Source organism: Vibrio jasicida CAIM 1864 = LMG 25398 (genome assembly GCF_000400365.1).
Lineage (GTDB): Bacteria > Pseudomonadota > Gammaproteobacteria > Enterobacterales > Vibrionaceae > Vibrio > Vibrio jasicida.
This window is the reverse complement of record NZ_BAOG01000045.1, coordinates 15,972-33,434: the sequence shown is the minus strand read 5'-3', so window position 1 is coordinate 33,434 and position 17,463 is coordinate 15,972. Positions and strand designations below refer to the sequence as shown.

Below are 17,463 nucleotides of genomic sequence, written 5' to 3'. Positions count from 1 at the left end.
GTGACTTCTCAAAACAACATTGAAGATCAAGACGAAGTAGTCGTCATTGAGGAGCGCGATAAGCGTACTCATTTTTACATCGGTATTGCCGCTGTGCTAGGCCTCGCTTTTGGTGGTTTAGCCGGTTCTGTTCTAACGGCAAATAAATGGGAATCGACTTATCAAGTATTAGAAGCGAAATACCAAGCACTTGTGAATGACAAGTCTGACTTGGTGTCTCAAGTAAAAACACGTGAAGCAGGTTTAGATAAAGAAATCGACGCTAAAGTCGCTACTCTGCTAGCTGAGAAAGAAGAAACACACAAGGCTGAACTAAATGCGCTGCAAGAACAACTGACAGAAGTTGAAAAAGTGAACCTGTCTCTTGAAGCACAAGTGAAGCAGCAGATGGATAAGCTAAGCTCGACCAAAACGGAGAATGATAAGCTGAACCGTCAGGCTGACATGCAAGCTACGATGTTCGAGCGTTCGCGCGAAGTATTCAAAAAAGAAATGCAGATTTCACAAGATCTGGATGCCCTTGAGAAAGAGCGTAAATCGTTACTCCCTAAGATTGAAACGCTCAAGAAAGAGTGTGATGTTTTCTTAGAAGGTAAGTCGTGGGATGTAAAATCTGATGCTTGTGATAAGCACGACGAAGCAAATTCTCGCTTAAGCCAAATTGACCAGCTGATCGAGGTCCATAAAATGGATCTGAAACAAATTAAAGAGATTACCGAAGATATGGGGTTGTAAGACCGTATCGAGAATCTTGAAATTAAAAAAGGAGCTTAATGAGCTCCTTTTTTAATGCGCAGCTACCAAGGTAGCGATCAGATGCGAGACGCGTCGTAACCCGACGCCAGTAATAATTCACGCTCGTGCTTAATGAGCTTCGCACGATCTTCAATCAATTCATTCAGTGCTTGAGAAGGTTCGCCCGCGAGCGCTTTAAACGAATCAAAGGATTCAGCGGTCTCCACCTTATCAATCATCGCGCTGATCACGTTGCGTGCTTCACAAGGGTTACTCTCCGTTGTGAAGTATTCAACTTGTTTTGCCGCGGTTTTCATCTCTGTGAGCAGTTCAAGTGGGCTGCTTTCTTTTGCTACGGCCATGTAGTTATCAAGCACACGCTTCGCATACAACAATTCTTTCAGTGGAATATCTCGACCACTTACAATTAGCGACTCATTAAGGATCATACTTGAGCTCATTGGCATTCCTTTTTTATCAATAATTCAAACTTCTTGGGCATTGGCTTGAGTCTAATTTATTGAAGTCTGAATGGGAATGCCTAAAAAGCACATTATTAAACGTTTTTCTGATTATTTACGCCTTGTTAGTGAGTAAGTACGCAAATTGCGTGTTGGGTAGAATCTTCAGAAGATAGGTCAGTCAGGAGCTCTGAGTGTTCGATTGTTTTCTGAGTGCATCAAATGTGGGTGTTATCTGTTCTCAATATTCAACACTAATTCATGAAGAAGCGACCCGGCGTCACCCCAAAGCTATGTTTGAATAGATGATTAAAAGCACTCACGCTGGTAAAGCCACACTCCGGTGCCACGGTGGTGACCGGGAGGTTTTGCGCCAACAACGTCAGAGAGAGGAACAACCTTGCTTGTTGACGATACTCGATGAAAGACATGCTAACTTCATTGCGAAACAAACGGCTCAAAGTGCGGCTGCTGACGTTAATTTCCTCTGCCCATTGTTTTAATGAACGATTATCCGCAGGCTCATCCAACAGTGAGTTACAAACCTGCCCAAGTTTGGCATTGTTGGGAAGAGGGATTTGAATGGACGCTTGCGGCGCGACTTTCAACTGATCCAACAAAACCAGAACAATACGCCAATACGGCTCTGTGCTGGCTTGGTCGGCCGGTTGCTCAGAAAGGTGAATGATCATCTCACGCAGCATTGGTGACACGTTGAGAACATCACTCTGGTTTGGCAGCTCAGTATCGATACTTGGTAACAAGTAGACGTTTTTCATTGCCGCATCGCCATACATATACACCTTGTGGCTCTCATGCGCCGGGATCCACACCGCTCTTTGAGGCGGAACCACCCATAGCTGAGATTCTGTCTCGACCGCCATCACACCACTGCTGGCGTAAACCAATTGGTTGTGTTGATGGCAATGCCAATCAATGACGTGCCCATCGGGGTAGTGCTTGGGAGTGACCACCGCTTCTTAGAGATTGATGCTGGCGTCCAGACTGATGGCTTTGATGTTCTGGCTCATTTGAGCAATAACCTGTCTTGATAGAATCTATACGCCAAATGCTAGCCAGATAAACTGAGCTTGTCATTAGTTAGCTTTCCTTTATTTGGTTTGGAGTCGAGATGAACCGTTCCTTTCACGCAGGTGTCCTCAATGTGGGGCATGCGCTCAATCATTACTTCTTGCTCATCTTTCCTTCTATTGTACTAACGCTGCATAAAGAATGGGACATGAGTTACGCAGCGCTGCTCCAAGTGGGGAGCGTAGCCATGTTGGTTTATGGCGTTATGTCCCTGCCAGCTGGTTGGCTGGCGGATCGTTGGAGCCGAAAAGGCATGATGACCGTTTTCTACTTTGGGATGGGCACCTCTGCATTATTTACTGCTCTTGCGCAAACGCCATGGCAAATGGGGCTGGGGCTTTGTGCCATAGCCTTGTTTGCGGCGATTTATCATCCCGTCGGTATTGCACTTATCTTTAGCTCTGCAAACAAAACAGGCAGGGCTATCGCAGTAAATGGACTAGCAGGTAACTTGGGTTTGGCGTTTGCTGCAATGGGAACCGCTTTGTTGTGCCAACGGTTCTCTTGGCAAGCCGCATTTTATGTTCCAGGCCTTGTGTGTTTATTAACTGGTATTGTGTACTGGTATGCATCGAAAGGTGTTACTGATATCGAACATGCGAAAAGTAGACGTGACGACGTAACGATGCCTTTGCGACAACTCAAAGTGCTGTTCGCTTGTGCTGCGGTGGTTGTCTTCTTTGGTGGTTTGGTCTTTCAATCTACGACGACCTCGTTACCTAAAATTATGGATGCACAATTTAGCCAATCATTGAGCCTTTCAAGCACGTTAACCACATCGATTTTTGTTTGTGCTGCGTTTATTCAGCTTGTTGTGGGTGAGTTGCTCGATCGCGTTGATATCAAGAGGCTGCTCGCCTGTATTGCTGGTGGGCAACTGTTATTCCTCCTATTAGCGACGGTTACTCATGAATGGTCATTGGTTCTTGTGTTTGTTGGTTTGATGCTGTGTACATACGCGCAAATACCAGTGAATGATTGGCTTATTGGCCGTTATTCCGATGTGAAATGGCGCTCCAGAATCTACGCCGTTAAGTACACATTAAGCTTTAGTACTGGACCTATCGCGTATTGGCTTATCACAGCGACTTATGCTCATACACAAGAGTTTGTATTGATGTATTTCATCCTCGCTGGTGGGATGGGGATAGCACTGTTGAGCGCAACGTTAATGCCTTCGTCAAGCAAAAGAAAAACGGCTAGCACCACACTAGTGAAACAGTGAAGCAAAAAGGAGCGCATGTTGCGCTCCTTATCTTTATCTAGTTAGTTACTTTAGAAGAGTACCAGTCGTTTTGATAAGCCTTAGAGGCAAACAAAGCGTTGGCCTTAGCGCGTTCAACGATAGCTGGGTCCACTTCGATAGGCTTCATGGTTTGGTTATCGAAGTTGTACTGCATGGTCGATACCTTTTCGCCCGGCGAGAACACAACGAGGTTATCTCGGGTTAAGTAACCAAAGTTCTTGTCGTATTGCATCATGGCACGTTCGTCTTTGCGTGCCAGAGGCTTAGTAAGATCACGGCCAATCATCGGTGTTTTCGCATCCACACCAATCAAAGAAAGCAGCGTAGGTGGCATATCTAGGTTATTAGCAATACGGTCGTCTTTACGTGGCTTAATGTCTTTACCAAGAATCAATGCAGGGATGTGGAAGTGTTTTACAGGCACTAAGTTAGCACCGGATACACGGGCATCGTGGTCTGCAATGATGATGAAGATCGTGTCATCCCAGTAAGACGATTTCTTGGCTTTATCAAAGAAAGTACCAATTGCGTAATCCGAATACTTCACCGCGTTATTGCGTGTCATGTATTCAGAGTCGTAAGGCTCGATTTTTCCTTCTGGATATTCGTATGGGCTGTGGTTACTTGAACTGAATACTAAGCTGAAAAAGGGCTTATCGGTCTTAGACAGGCGTTCAAATTCTTGGTCTGCTTTGGTGTACAGGTCTTCATCGCTCACCCCCCAAGATCCAACAAACTCTGGATTTTTGTAATCTTTCTCTTCAATGATTTGATCAAAACCATTGCCGAAAAAGAAGGTCTTCATGTTGTCAAAGTTTGCTTCGCCACCATAAATAAACTCGGTGTGGTAGCCGTTGGCTTTCAAAAGGTCTGCGATAGTAAAGAAGTTCGTTTGGCTTTTGCTTAGTTTTACAACTGCACGTGATGGTGATGGTGGGAAGCCTGTCGTTACTGCTTCAATACCACGAACAGAGCGAGTTCCTGTTGCGTATAGCTGTGTAAAGTTCCAACCTTCAGCCATAAGCTTGTCTACATTGGGCGTGAGTGGTAATCCTCCTAGTTCTCCGACAAACTGAGCACCTAGGCTTTCTTGTAGCAAGATGACTAAGTTCTTTGGTTTACCTTGATAGGTCGCTTCATTGCTGTTCATTGTAGGAAGAACTGAAGGATCAAAGTTTGATTTCGCGGAAGAGGAGCGCACAAGTTCTAGCATCTTCTGGTTATCCATTTTTCCATAGAACTGCTCTGCGCTTCTCTCTGACTTCATGTTGTTGACAGCAAACAAGAGAGAGTAAGAAGAATTTAGTGTGAGATCGTTCATCAACGGGTCGTTAGAAAACGCTACCATTGCGGGGTTTAGAGGGCGATGACCCAAAGAAGAACGCGCACCCGCGATACCAACCAAAACGACAAGAATGGCAAGGATAGGTCGCCATTTCCAGCTTACTTGCTTCGCGTTGTCGGTTAGTTTCTTGCTCCATTTCCAACCAAGGAAAAGGGTAATTGCCGTGCCTACAGCACCAATGAACAGCTCTAATTTGTAGCCAGTCCAAAGCATGCTGAACACTTCTTTTGGATAAATTAGGTATTCAACAAATAATCGATTTGGGCGTAGGTCGTACTCTTGAATAAAGGGTGCGGTTGCCAATTCCATGTAAACAATGATCCATAAACCTGCGACCATCCAGCAACGTAATACCCATTTCCAGCATTCGCCGACCTTTCCTTGTACAGGTAATAGCGAAGAAAGTAAGCCCGGAAGGATGAATAACCAACAGATGGTGGCAAAGTCTACGCGTAGGCCCTGACCAAGAATATAAATAAGGTCGTTAAAAGATTCGATTCGGTCAGAAAGCCAAATGGCAAGTAAAATCCGCGAAACGGAAAGAAAAGCAAGCGAAAATAGCGCAAATACAGCGATGGGCTGCAAAGGCCCAAACGTGGGCTTCTTCATAAATATTCCCTAATTTACTGATGTAACTGATTTTTATGGTGTGTCTTTTATCAAATAAAACGTGAAGTAAGCGTGAAATATAAGGTTTATTTATAAATTTAATTGTAATGATTGGTACGGCTTTGTAAGAGAGGGTAATGCCAGACGGCGTACGTAGTTCAGTCTGTTGTCGTAAAGTGCGTGATAATTACAAGCTTGATTTCTATGGATTTCTTATTTAGGGTATCTGTATGAACTATTTAGCGATTTCTATCTCAACGAACTGTTGTTGTTGCACTTCTAAAAATGTGCGGCGGCTTTCGTGTAGCTATTAGTTAGCAAAAGATCATACAGACATATTAAAGGCCGCCGATGTTTTCATCCGCGGCCTTTTTGCATTTAAAGGAATAACAATATGAGTCAGTCAAAATTACAATTATTCAATACATTGGGGCGCACCCTTGAGCCGTTCAACACCATTAAATCAGGTAAAGTCGGTTTGTATGCATGTGGTCCAACGGTGTATGACTACGCGCATGCAGGGAACTTGAGAACCTACCTTTTTGTTGATGTGTTAAGGCGCACGCTTGAGCTCAACGGTTACGACGTAAACCACGTTATGAACATCACGGATGTTGGGCACTTGGTGTCAGACGCGGATACCGGTGAAGATAAAATGGAGAAGGGTGCGAGAAAACAGAATAAGTCTGCTTGGGAGATCGCAAAGTATTTTGAAGATGCGTTTTTAGATGATCTTACTAGCCTCAACATCACTCAGCCTTCCATCATTTGTCGCGCTACCGAGCACATACAAGAGCAGATAGAGTTCGTCCGAGAGCTTGAACAAAAGGGCTTTACCTATCAAACCTCCGATGGCGTTTATTTTGATTCGGCGAAGCTTCCGGATTATGGAAAACTTGCCAAACTGGACCGCGAGGGGTTAGAAGCGGGCATTCGCGTCGAAATGGCAGAGAAAAAGAGTCCAACCGATTTCGCACTCTGGAAGTTTAGCGGTGACACACCAAGACAAATGGAATGGGAAAGCTCTTGGGGAGTTGGCTTTCCGGGATGGCACATTGAATGTTCTGCGATGGCAGAGAAATACCTTGGGGAAGTGTTCGATATTCATGTTGGTGGGGAAGACCATATCCCAGTTCACCACACCAACGAAATTGCCCAATGCCAAGCAAAGAATGGCCACGTTCAAGCAAATTACTGGCTGCATGGCTTCTTCCTCCAATTGAATAAAGAGAAGATCTCTAAGTCCGGCACGTCACTTCGTCTTGATGCGTTAATCGAGAAAGGCTATGACCCGCTGGCTTACCGTTACTTGGTGCTGACCAGCCATTATCGCAGTCATTTGAACTTTACGTGGGAGAGCTTGGATGCCGCACAAACAGCTTTAAAGCGCCTGAAAACGAAAATGTCGGCATTACCAGAAGGTGGCAAAGTCGACCAAACATATATTGAGCGTTTTATGTCACTCATCAACAACGACTTAGCCATGCCACAAGCGATGGCATTAATGTGGGAGTTGCTTGGAAGTGCATTAAATGACGCGGATAAAAAAGCAACGGCACGCTACTTTGATCGTGTGTTTGGTTTGGATCTTGATAAGGTAGACGAAGAAGAAATTCCTCGTGAGATCTTGGAATTAGTAGAGTTGCGTTTGCAAATGAAAAAGCAGAAGGAATACCAACAAGCTGACGAAATCCGCCAGAAAGTCACCGAACTCGGCTATAGAATCAACGATGCTGGTGATAGCTCAACGGTAAGTAAACAAGGCTAGTAAGCCAGAAAACAAAAAGGCTCACTGCGATAATGAGCCTTTCTAATTGAAACGATAAACGTTCTCGTCGCTATTGAATCGCTAACTCAGGTTGCGACGCCGTATTCACTTCTGCGGTTTGATTGTACTTCTTAATCACTAGCGTCAATCGAATCAGCATTGCAATTGCTGCGGTGGTTAAGCCGGTTACGATACCAATCCAGAAGCCTTCTTCGCCCATTGCAGGAACGATTTCATCCGTGATACCCAATAACATACCCAGTGGAAGCGCTAAGCCCCAGTAGGCAAGAATCGCCAGAATCATAGGGATTTTAGTATCTTTGTAGCCACGCAGTGCACCGTTTGCAGAGGTCTGTAGCGCGTCACTGAACTGGTACATCGCAGTAAACATCAACAGAGTAGCAGCGGTCGCTGAAACTACAGGATCTGTGGTGTACAAACGAATGATCCACTCTGGGAAAAGCAGGAAGAAGCTGACTGAAATCAGAGACAGTAGCGCAGCAGTAATAATACCCACCAAACTACGGTGAGAGGCCGTTTCAAGCTTTTGTTCACCCAATGCATGGCCAACGCGAATCGTGATACCAAAGGAAAGACTCATTGGAATCATGTACGTCATGCTAGAGATGTTCAGTGCAATTTGTGCCGCGGCAACGTTCTCTGCACCGATACGACCAATCAATAGCGCAATCACCGCGAAGATACTGCCACAAACCGCAATGTTCAAACCAATCGGCATGCCGAGTTTGAACAGCTGTTTGATTTCTTGCCATACTGGTTTTAGCTCAGCGAAGTGCAGAATGTTTTTGTAGTGGTGATGGCTCTTAATATAGCTAAACAGAAGGGCAGACATCAGCCAGTAAACCAAGCTTGTTGCCCAGCCACAACCAACCGCGCCCAATGCAGGCATGCCGAACTTGCCATAAATCAGGATGTAGTTAACAGGGATGTTCACCAACAAGCCGATGACAGAAATCAGCATCGGAGCGCGGGTGTTATTCATCCCTTCACAGAAACCATTCAGCGTATAGAAGAGCGCAATACCCGGAACACCAAACGCTAATGCGACAACATAATCACTGGCAATAGGAATGATCTCAGGAGCAACGCCTAAGCCAACGAGAATGGTTTCACCAAGTAGCAAGTAAACAATCAAGATGGCACTAACAAACGCGGATAGCCACAGCATCTGAATGAAAGAGATACGGATGTTATCTAAACTTTGTGCGCCGCGGTGGTAAGCAACGACAGGCGTTAATGCCATGATGATGCCGCGAAGCAATAGCGAAACGGGTAGCCATAAACTGGTGCCAAGCGCGATCGCAGCAAGGTCGGCTGCACTTACTTGGCCTGCCATTGTGGTATCGATAAAGCCCATCGACTGAGTTGCGAGTTGCATCAAAATGATTGGGATCGACAGGTGTAACAATGCGCCCGATTCTTTAAAAAAACGAGAAAAAGAGGAAGGTGTGTTTTGCATGGATGTAGTTAAACACCAATATCAATGCACCAGTGGAAGCAGGATGGCGTTGTGCATTGTAGGGTGTGCCGCGTAGGCAGGCGCAATATACGGACTTTTGTTCTGCCATTCAATATGTAATTTAGATCACAGAGAAACGATTGCGAAAGGAATTTTGGATAAAAAAGCGCCAGCAGGTTTGGCTGCTGGCGCTTGGTCTTATTTAGGAAGGAATTCGATTGTTAATTACATTGACGCTTTTTTAGCTTCGGCAACCCAAGAATCAAACAGTTGTTGGTTGGCTTTGATCCAGCCATTAACGTGAGACTCGATGTCCGCCGCACTATTTTTACCTTGGCTCATCATCATGTTTTGTGCGCTGACATCATTGATATTCAGCTTAACGATTTCGAACAGTTTTGCGGCAGAAGGGTTTTTTCCAGTGAAATCTTTGTTCGCCACGATTCGCATTGAGTTCATTTCAAACCCATAGTTTTTACCATTCTTAAGTGTGGTATCCACATCTTTACGTTCTCCGGGTAGAGCAGAGAATGGGACTTCTAGCCAAACCACATCTTCGCCTGGAACGAGTACGCCACTTACCCAATAAGGTGTCCACGTGTAGTACAAGATCGGGTCGCCTTTCTTATAACGAGAAATAGTATCCGCAATGATTGCTGCGTAGTTACCTTGGTTGTGTGTGACCGTGTCACGAAGTTGGTAAGCGTTAAGCTGCTCTTCAATTACCATTTCGCAGCCCCAACCAGGGTTACAACCAGTGAGGTCTGCTTTGCCATCGCCATTGGCGTCAAATAGTTTTGCTAGCTCAGGATCTTTAAGTTGACCAATGTTAGTGATGTTGTATTTTTCTGCGGTTTTTTTATCGATTAAGTAGCCTTGAGCCGCACCACTAACGTACTGGCCTTGGCGGTAGAATTTATCATCACCACCTGACATCGTGTATTTGTCTGCGTGCAAAGGGAACCAACCCACAGCTAAGAACGTAGCATCGCCTTTTGCGATCGAAGTGTAGCCAACGTTGTAATCGACTTCCTTAGTTGGTTGAACATCGTAGCCCAACGCTTCAAGCGCGCGGTTAACAATAAGAGTTTGAAACGTTTCTTCCGCAACCGTTGATTGAACTGGTTGAACTGAAACGCCTTTACCCGGTAAGTCATTCGCTAAAGCTTGAGTCGAAAACGCCATCGTTGCTAACGTTCCAGCTGTTAGCGCTTTCTTCCATGAATTAGTCATTTATGTTTCTCCTAAGTTTGAGATCAGGTTGGTTCGATTTGTTGGTCAGTTTTAAAAGGTAAGAAACTGGACCGGTGTGGTACCAACGTAACTTCGTGTTACCCGCGTTAGCGCCTAAAACTTGTGTGATACGGTCGAGTAGAATGGCAAGGATTACGATACCTAAACCGCCCACCGCTGCTAGTCCCATATCCAAACGTCCGATTCCACGTAATACCATTTGTCCCAACCCACCAACTGCGATCATAGAGGCAATAACAACCATAGAAAGGGAGAGCATCAGGGTTTGGTTTACGCCTGCCATAATAGTCGGTAGGGCAAGGGGAAGTTGAATGCGGTACAGCATTTGCTTTTTGCTGGCTCCAAATGAGTGTCCGGCTTCAATCAGCTCTTCTGGGACTTGTTGAATACCAAGAATGGTCAAGCGAACCACGGGAGGCAATGCAAAAATAATGGTGACCACCACGCCTGGTACGTTCCCGATGCCAAACAACATGACGATAGGTACCAAGTAGACAAAAGCAGGGGTGGTTTGCATTGCATCGAGTATGGGCCGTATGAACTTAGCGGCGGTGTTGTTTCTTGCCAGCCAGATACCAAGTGGTAATCCAATGATCAGACAGAAGAATACGGATGTCAGTACTAATGCCAAGGTCGTCATTGCTTGGGACCAAGCACCTATCAGCCCAATGAAGACTAATGAAGCGAATGTCGACATCCCCAAACGCAAATTAGAAAATTGCCATGCTAATAAAAATAGAATGATGAGCATGAATGGGGCAGGTGTAGAGACGAGCGCCGTTTCAAATGAGGAGAGAATGAAATCAATGGGAACGCGAATTGCTTGAAAGACCGGACGTCCATGTTCGACAAGCCAATCTAACCCAGATTCTACCCAAGTATCCAAAGGAAGGACCGCATCTTGAAATGGGTTCATTATATCAAAAGGGGCTTCTTCAACGGTTTCAGAATTCAACCAGTCTATACTTGACGTCGCTTCACTGCCTTGTGACCAAGGGTCACTTTGTTCTGTTGTGGCTGTTGACCACGGGTCGGTTTGTTCCGCTTCTGTCGTTGACCACGGATCGTTAGTGGTTTGTTCTGTTGACATGATGACTAATCCTTATCCAACGTTTGCAGAAGACGTGATTTTGTCACGACACCATAATAGTGGCCTTGCTCGTCGACAACTGGGACGGCATAAGGGACACCAGCGACGACACCAAGAATGTCGTTGATTGCTTGGTCTGGCTGGAGGGTGATTTCGTCGATCAATTGTGCACTGGCTAGTGAGCGATTTTCTTTGTGGGCAACGCGTAACGAATCAAGAGAAACAATGCCAGAATAGTGGCTGGATTTATCAATGACTATGCCGTAATCGCGGTCGTGATCCATCAATATCTGCATTGCAGACCCAGGACCATCATGTTCGGACTTCTTGAAAACAGCGGCTGGCTTTTTTCGAGCGATGTCTTTCACGGTCAGTACGTTTGCAACGTTAACACCTCGGAAAAAGGCTTCCACATAATCATTGGCAGGGTTATGAAGAATCTCATCTGGTGTACCGACTTGAACCACGTCGCCATTCTGCATGATGGCAATACGATCGCCGATTCGCATGGCTTCATCTAAATCGTGAGAGATGAAAACAATCGTACGTTTATCGTCATTTTGCAGTCGAATAAGTTCATCCTGCATTTCGGTTCGGATAAGTGGATCGAGCGCTGAAAAGGCTTCATCCATTAGGAGGATATCAGGGTCACACGCGAGAGCTCGAGCGAGGCCAACTCGTTGCTTCATTCCGCCAGACAACTCATCCGGATAGGATTCTGAGTAGGCATCAAGGCCAACTCGTTGTAAGGCTGACAACGCACTTTCTTGCCTGTCTTTGAGGTTCACACCGGCGAGTTCAAGGCCAAAAGCAGCGTTTTCAATCACCGTCATGTGAGGCATGAGCGCGAAGTTTTGAAAAACCATGGAAATGTTATTGCGGCGAACTTCTCTAAGTTCATCTTCAGAAATGTGGGCAATGTCTTTACCTTTTAGGTAAACGCTGCCTTTGGTTGGCTCAATTAAGCGATTGAGAAGACGAACGAGTGTGGATTTTCCTGAGCCAGATAGGCCCATAATGACAAAAATCTCACCTTCATTGATGGAAAGAGAGACATCGTTAACGCCAACCGTTAAACCTGTTTGTTCAAAAATACGATCTTTATCGATGCCTTTCTCAATCAGTGAGAATGCGCGGTCAGGATCGTCACCAAACACCTTATACAGTCCCTTAACTTCCAGTATGGGATCCATGTAAATCATCCTTAATTTTGAATGTTTTGTAGTAAAACGTTTCGTACTCTAAGTAATGTTTGGGAGAATTTCAATGTTCGATAAAAGGTTTGTGTGGTGGCGTTACACAAATTAGACATAAACAGCTTAGCCAATGATTTGGCTTTAAATGACGTAAAAACAGTGAGTTATGTTTATTTGTAGTGCGTCGCAAAAGTGGGTGAAATGGCCTGTGAAATATTTTTGAATTTATTGTGGTTGGTGAGTGACATTTTGATCCTAACGAAATCTTTCGTAAATAGGCCGTTTTAGAATGTTTTAAGTTAGAGTTCGAATTAATGTGTTGGTGACATGTTCTGCTATTTGAGTCGATTCATACCATCACTGGATTTATTTATTGCCTGATTGAATGCTTGGTGATATTTATCGCTGAAGTTTAGGCAATGCATGGAATAAAGAATGGAAGCCGAGCAATTAGAAGTACTCAATTTCATTAGCCAATACCCTCCCTTTGATGACTTACCAGAGACGCACCTGAAAAATATCGCAATGAACGCTGAAGTGGCTTACTACCGCGCAGGCTCAGATATTTTAAAGAAAGGTGACGATATTCGTGATCTGTATATGGTTCGCAGTGGCGTCGTCGAAATTTTCCGCCGCAAGGGGGAGCTGTATAACCGTATTGATGCTGGTGGTTTGTTTGGACAAATGGGGTTGTTGATGAATAACCGTGTCCGTATGCCAGCGAAAGCAATTGAAGATACATTGGTGTATTGCATCCCAGAGGGCATCTTCAACGAATTGTGTGATGAGTTTGAGAATTTCGCTGATTTCATGGAATTGGAAGACAGTGCAAGACTAAGAACCGTGGTTTCGAACCAGTCTGATGGCAACGATTTTACCACCGCAAAAGCGAGAAAGATTCTTAGCCGAGAGCCAGTAACCTTAGCTGCTACCGCGACCATTCAGGAAGCGGCAATACTGATGGCAGAAGAGGGCGTCACGGCATTGTTGATCGTGCGTCCAGAAGAAGAAATTACCGAAGATGATGACGACCAACTCTTAGGCATCCTGACCGACCGTGATTTGTGTATACGCGTTTTAGCTGAGGGTAGGGAGACCAACATACCCGTAAGTGAGGTGATGAGTTACGACGTCGTATCTCTTGATAACAGTGCGTATGTCTTCGAAGCCATGCTGACCATGCTGCGCTATAACGTGCACCACCTGCCAATCCTCAAAGACAAAAAACCGATTGGTGTACTCAGTATGACGGATATCGTCAGATACGAGTCGCAAAACAGTTTATTGCTTGTGAGTTCGATATTCCAACAGAACACGATCGAAGATCTTAAAGCGGTATCGAAACAAGTGAAAGACTGTTTTGTCCGTATGGTGAGTGAAGATGCGAACGCCCACATGGTCGGCCGAGCGATGTCGGTTATTGGCAGTAGCTTCAAGCAGCGTCTTGCTGAGTTAGCAGAACAAGAGCTTGGTCCAGCACCTATTCCGTATTGTTTGCTCGCAATGGGGTCCATGGCGCGTGATGAGCAATTGATCGTCACGGACCAAGATAACGCATTGATTCTCGATAACAGCTACGAACCGAGTGAGCATGGTCAGTACTTTGAGCAATTTGCTAAGTTTATTTGCGATGGGTTAGCAGAATGTGGTTACACCTACTGTTCTGGCGACATCATGGCAACTAATCCAGAATGGCGCAAAACGCGCTCAGAATGGGAAGCGTGTTTTGCTAACTGGATTGATGACCCAACACCGGAACGTCTGCTCAATAGCAGCATTTTCTTTGATCTATTAGGTGTGCATGGCCGAGTGAAGTGGGCAGAGCAATTAAGCGGATTCATTGTTCGCCGCGCGAAGAAGAACAACCGATTCCTCGCTTGTATGGCCTACAACGCAATTCGTCGAACACCACCTCTGGGTTTCTTTAAAGATTTTGTAATGGAGAAGGACGGCCGTCATCGAAACTCCATTAACTTGAAACGTCGCGGCACTGCACCGATGGCGGACTTGATTCGTGTCCATTCTCTTGCCATTGGCTCTCGCTCACAAAATTCATTCGAGCGTCTGGATGACATCAATAACGCTGGGATCTTGCCGAAAGGGCGAGGGATGGACTTGAAAGATGCCATGGAACTTATTTACATGGTACGTATTCGTCATCAGGCATTGGATATTGAAAATGGCGAAGAGCCGGACAACAACATCGAGCCTGAACATATGTCTGAGTTTGAGCGCCGTAATTTAAAAGCCGCCTTCCAGATTCTAAGTAACGCGCAAAACTTCATTAAGTTCCGCTATCAGAGAAGCAGTAAATGATGTGGTTTTTTAAACAACAGCAAGATGCACGTGATTTATTAGATACCAGCCAGACACCTGATTGGCCCGTTTTCTTTGAGCAACTTGCCGCGCAAGCGAAAGATGATCGATTAAAACGTTATTACTCTGCGCCTATTGTGAATGGAGATACGCCATTAAAAGAGGTACCTTTTGTCTCCGTCGATTTTGAGACCACGGGCTTAAATGCAGAAGAAGACGCCATTCTTACTATTGGTTTAGTTCCGTTTACTCTGGAACGAGTGCAATGCAGTGGCTCGCGTCATTGGGTGGTGAATCCAAATCGAGAATTGAATGAAGAATCGGTTGTGATTCATGGTATTACCGATTCAGAAGTGAAGAGTGCGCCGCAACTTAATCAAATCTTAGAGGTTATATTGGCAGAACTCTCAGGCAAGATTGTGGTGGTGCATTACAAAAATATTGAGCGTCAATTCTTTAACAATGCCTTGTTGAATAGCATAGGTGAGGGGATTCAATTCCCTGTTGTAGATACCTTGGATATTGAATACGCGATTCAGCGTCGTCAATGTGAAGGTTGGTTAAATAAGCTCAAAGGTAAAAAGCCGGGCTCGGTGCGTTTAGGGCACGCTCGTGAAAGATATCATCTGCCAGTATATCAACCTCATCATGCACTTACGGATGCGCTTGCGACAGCGGAACTGCTACAAGCGCAACTGCAATACCATTTTGACGAGGACATGCGATTGTCTACGATTTGGCAATAACCACGCTGCAATTTAGCCATAAAAATAATTAGTCGTCCCGATAACGAAATGCAATGCGATATCGGGGCGTTTAACGTTAAAATTACACAGTAGAGTAACAATTCTAATAGCGGCGCAACGATCGCAATAAGCTTTGCAGCAAGTGGCGCGAAAAAGCCATCCCTTCGATTCCTACAACGATTTTTTTAATTTGGCCACGTATTTTAAGGAGATAAATCGTGAGCACTGACAACAATGGCGGTATACAGCGCCCCGACGGTAAGGTGAACCCGATCGATACTGATTACCAGATTGGTCAGGATAACGTCGCGTTAAAAGTCGGTCCTTTTGGACTTGATATTCACAACCGTGTATTTGCTATTTCAGGCATGTCGATCATCCTGTTCGTAGTGTTAACACTGACATTCAGACAACAAGTAGAACCGTTCTTTGCGGGTTTGCGTGGTTGGCTGGTATCAAATCTTGATTGGTTCTTCCTATCTGCGGGCAACGTGTTTGTCGTGGTGTGCTTGATCCTGATCGTCACGCCACTTGGTCGTGTTCGTATCGGTGGTACAGAAGCAACGCCAGATTATACTTATGCCGGTTGGCTTGCGATGCTATTCGCAGCTGGTATGGGTATCGGTTTGGTGTTCTTTGGTGTATCTGAGCCAATGTCTCACTTTAGTGCGGCACTAGGTGGTGTAAACGTTGAGAACGGCGTTCGTACTGACTGGGCTCCACTGGGTGCTGCGGAAGGGGACACCTCGGCTGCGTCTGCACTTGGTATGGCTGCAACGATTTACCACTGGGCTCTGCATCCATGGTCTATCTATGCACTGTTGGCTCTTGGTTTGGCGATTTTCTCGTTTAACAAAGGCTTGCCTCTAACGATGCGTTCCATTTTCTACCCTCTTTTTGGTGAGCGCGTTTGGGGCTGGACTGGTCACGTGATCGATATTCTTGCCGTAGTTGCAACGGTATTTGGTCTAGCGACTTCTCTTGGTTACGGTGCATCGCAAGCGGCAACAGGTCTTAACTTCCTGTTCGGTATCCCAATGACAGACACCACGCAAGTTGTGTTGATCATTATCATCACGGCACTTGCATTGATCTCTGTGGTTGCGGGCCTAGATAGTGGTGTTAAGCGTCTGTCTGAAATCAATATGGGTTTAGCGGCGCTATTGCTATTATTCGTGATCATTGTTGGTCCAACTATGGCAATTATGACGGGCTTCTTTGACAACATTGGTGCTTACCTAGCGAATATTCCTGCATTGTCGATGCCGTTTGGTCGTGAAGACGTGAACTACTCGCAAGGTTGGACTGCGTTCTACTGGGCATGGTGGATTTCATGGTCACCATTCGTAGGTATGTTTATTGCGCGCGTATCTCGTGGTCGTTCTGTTCGTGAGTTTATCGTGTGTGTAATTTTGATCCCATCTACAGTGTGTGTGTTATGGATGACCGCATTCGGCGGAACGGCGATCAGCCAATACGTGAACGATGGCTACCAAGCAGTATTTGATGCAGAACTGCCTCTTAAACTGTTCGCTATGTTAGACGTGATGCCACTTTCTCAGATCACTTCTATCGTGGGTATCATTCTAGTAGTCGTATTCTTCATTACGTCAGCTGACTCTGGCTCTTTGGTTATCGATACGATTGCCGCGGGCGGTAAAGTGGACGCGCCAACACCACAACGTGTGTTCTGGTGCACATTCGAAGGCTTGGTAGCAATTGCACTGATGCTTGGTGGCGGTCTAGCAGCGGCACAGGCGATGGCGGTAACAACGGGCTTGCCATTCACAATCGTACTTCTTGTGGCGACAGTGTCTTTGGTGAAAGGCCTAATGGATGAGCCTCGTCCAAAATCTAAATCAGCGAAAAAAGCGAAAGCGTAACGCGAATCTTTTCTCTGATAAATTTCAATAAAAAACGGCATGCTTAGGCGTGCCGTTTTCTTTTCTTATGCTTTATTTCTTTTTCTCACCCAATCTGTTGCATTAATACCGAATGGAAGGATTTCTTACGGTTGTAATCATTTCTTTGGGTGGGCTGCTGACGAATAGTGACGCTGTATCGTCTAATTTCTTACGTTGCCCTATAAATACATTAGAGCTCAAACTAATTTTCATTTCACCCT

Annotated in this window: 13 protein-coding genes; 6 read left to right on the top strand and 7 right to left on the bottom strand. The window is 45.4% G+C overall.

Going from position 1 to position 17,463, the window contains the following annotated elements; all coding sequences use genetic code 11:
- Positions 1-735 carry a hypothetical protein gene (locus VJL_RS13425; RefSeq protein ID WP_038878632.1) on the top strand — a complete coding sequence of 245 codons (735 nt, stop codon included), beginning with the start codon at positions 1-3 and terminating at the stop codon, positions 733-735.
- A 77-nt stretch (positions 736-812) separates the two neighbouring features.
- On the opposite strand, the gene VJL_RS13420 is transcribed toward VJL_RS13425, so the two are convergent.
- Together VJL_RS13420 and VJL_RS13415 are read right to left on the bottom strand one after the other, a co-directional pair.
- A complete protein-coding gene (locus tag VJL_RS13420; protein WP_038872381.1) occupies positions 813-1,196 on the bottom strand; it encodes a hypothetical protein in 384 nt (127 codons plus the stop codon).
- A 254-nt stretch (positions 1,197-1,450) separates the two neighbouring features.
- Complete coding sequence (locus tag VJL_RS13415; protein ID WP_227741136.1) at positions 1,451-2,170, bottom strand: AraC family transcriptional regulator; 720 nt, start codon at positions 2,168-2,170, stop codon at positions 1,451-1,453.
- Between the two features lie 158 nt (positions 2,171-2,328).
- Here VJL_RS13415 and VJL_RS13410 point away from each other — a divergent pair, with 158 nt between their 5' ends.
- Complete coding sequence (locus VJL_RS13410; RefSeq protein WP_038878631.1) at positions 2,329-3,513, top strand: MFS transporter; 1,185 nt, start codon at positions 2,329-2,331, stop codon at positions 3,511-3,513.
- Positions 3,514-3,550: 37 nt separating this feature from the next.
- Here VJL_RS13410 and VJL_RS13405 read toward each other — a convergent pair whose 3' ends face one another.
- Complete coding sequence (locus VJL_RS13405) at positions 3,551-5,488, bottom strand: LTA synthase family protein (protein WP_038878629.1); 1,938 nt, start codon at positions 5,486-5,488, stop codon at positions 3,551-3,553.
- A gap of 394 nt (positions 5,489-5,882) precedes the next feature.
- On the opposite strand from VJL_RS13405, the gene cysS reads away from it, so the two are divergent.
- Positions 5,883-7,256 (top strand): cysteine--tRNA ligase, encoded by a 1,374-nt coding sequence (cysS, locus tag VJL_RS13400; protein WP_038878627.1) that lies wholly within the window; start codon positions 5,883-5,885, stop codon positions 7,254-7,256.
- A 70-nt stretch (positions 7,257-7,326) separates the two neighbouring features.
- On the opposite strand, the gene VJL_RS13395 is transcribed toward cysS, so the two are convergent.
- The 4 genes from VJL_RS13395 to proV form a co-directional block, all read right to left on the bottom strand.
- Positions 7,327-8,736: an MATE family efflux transporter gene (locus tag VJL_RS13395; RefSeq protein ID WP_038878625.1), complete on the bottom strand. Its 1,410-nt coding sequence runs from the start codon at positions 8,734-8,736 to the stop codon at positions 7,327-7,329.
- Between the two features lie 225 nt (positions 8,737-8,961).
- Entirely contained in the window at positions 8,962-9,969 is a 1,008-nt protein-coding gene (gene proX, locus VJL_RS13390) for a glycine betaine/L-proline ABC transporter substrate-binding protein ProX (RefSeq protein ID WP_038878623.1), read from the bottom strand.
- On the bottom strand, positions 9,962-11,080 hold the full coding sequence (gene proW, locus VJL_RS13385) for a glycine betaine/L-proline ABC transporter permease ProW (RefSeq protein ID WP_038878621.1): 1,119 nt from the start codon (positions 11,078-11,080) through the stop codon (positions 9,962-9,964). Before proW ends, proX begins: the two co-directional genes overlap by 8 nt.
- A gap of 5 nt (positions 11,081-11,085) precedes the next feature.
- Positions 11,086-12,273, bottom strand: coding sequence for a glycine betaine/L-proline ABC transporter ATP-binding protein ProV (gene proV / locus VJL_RS13380; RefSeq protein WP_038872399.1), 1,188 nt, complete (start codon positions 12,271-12,273; stop codon positions 11,086-11,088).
- A 438-nt stretch (positions 12,274-12,711) separates the two neighbouring features.
- Here proV and VJL_RS13375 point away from each other — a divergent pair, with 438 nt between their 5' ends.
- The 3 genes from VJL_RS13375 (at position 12,712) to VJL_RS13365 (ending at position 17,221) form a co-directional block, all read left to right on the top strand.
- Complete coding sequence (locus VJL_RS13375; protein ID WP_038878619.1) at positions 12,712-14,592, top strand: DUF294 nucleotidyltransferase-like domain-containing protein; 1,881 nt, start codon at positions 12,712-12,714, stop codon at positions 14,590-14,592.
- A complete protein-coding gene (locus tag VJL_RS13370) occupies positions 14,589-15,338 on the top strand; it encodes a 3'-5' exonuclease (protein ID WP_038878618.1) in 750 nt (249 codons plus the stop codon). Before VJL_RS13375 ends, VJL_RS13370 begins: the two co-directional genes overlap by 4 nt.
- Positions 15,339-15,556: 218 nt before the next feature.
- On the top strand, positions 15,557-17,221 hold the full coding sequence (locus VJL_RS13365) for a BCCT family transporter (RefSeq protein WP_038878616.1): 1,665 nt from the start codon (positions 15,557-15,559) through the stop codon (positions 17,219-17,221).
- Positions 17,222-17,463: the final 242 nt, after the last annotated feature.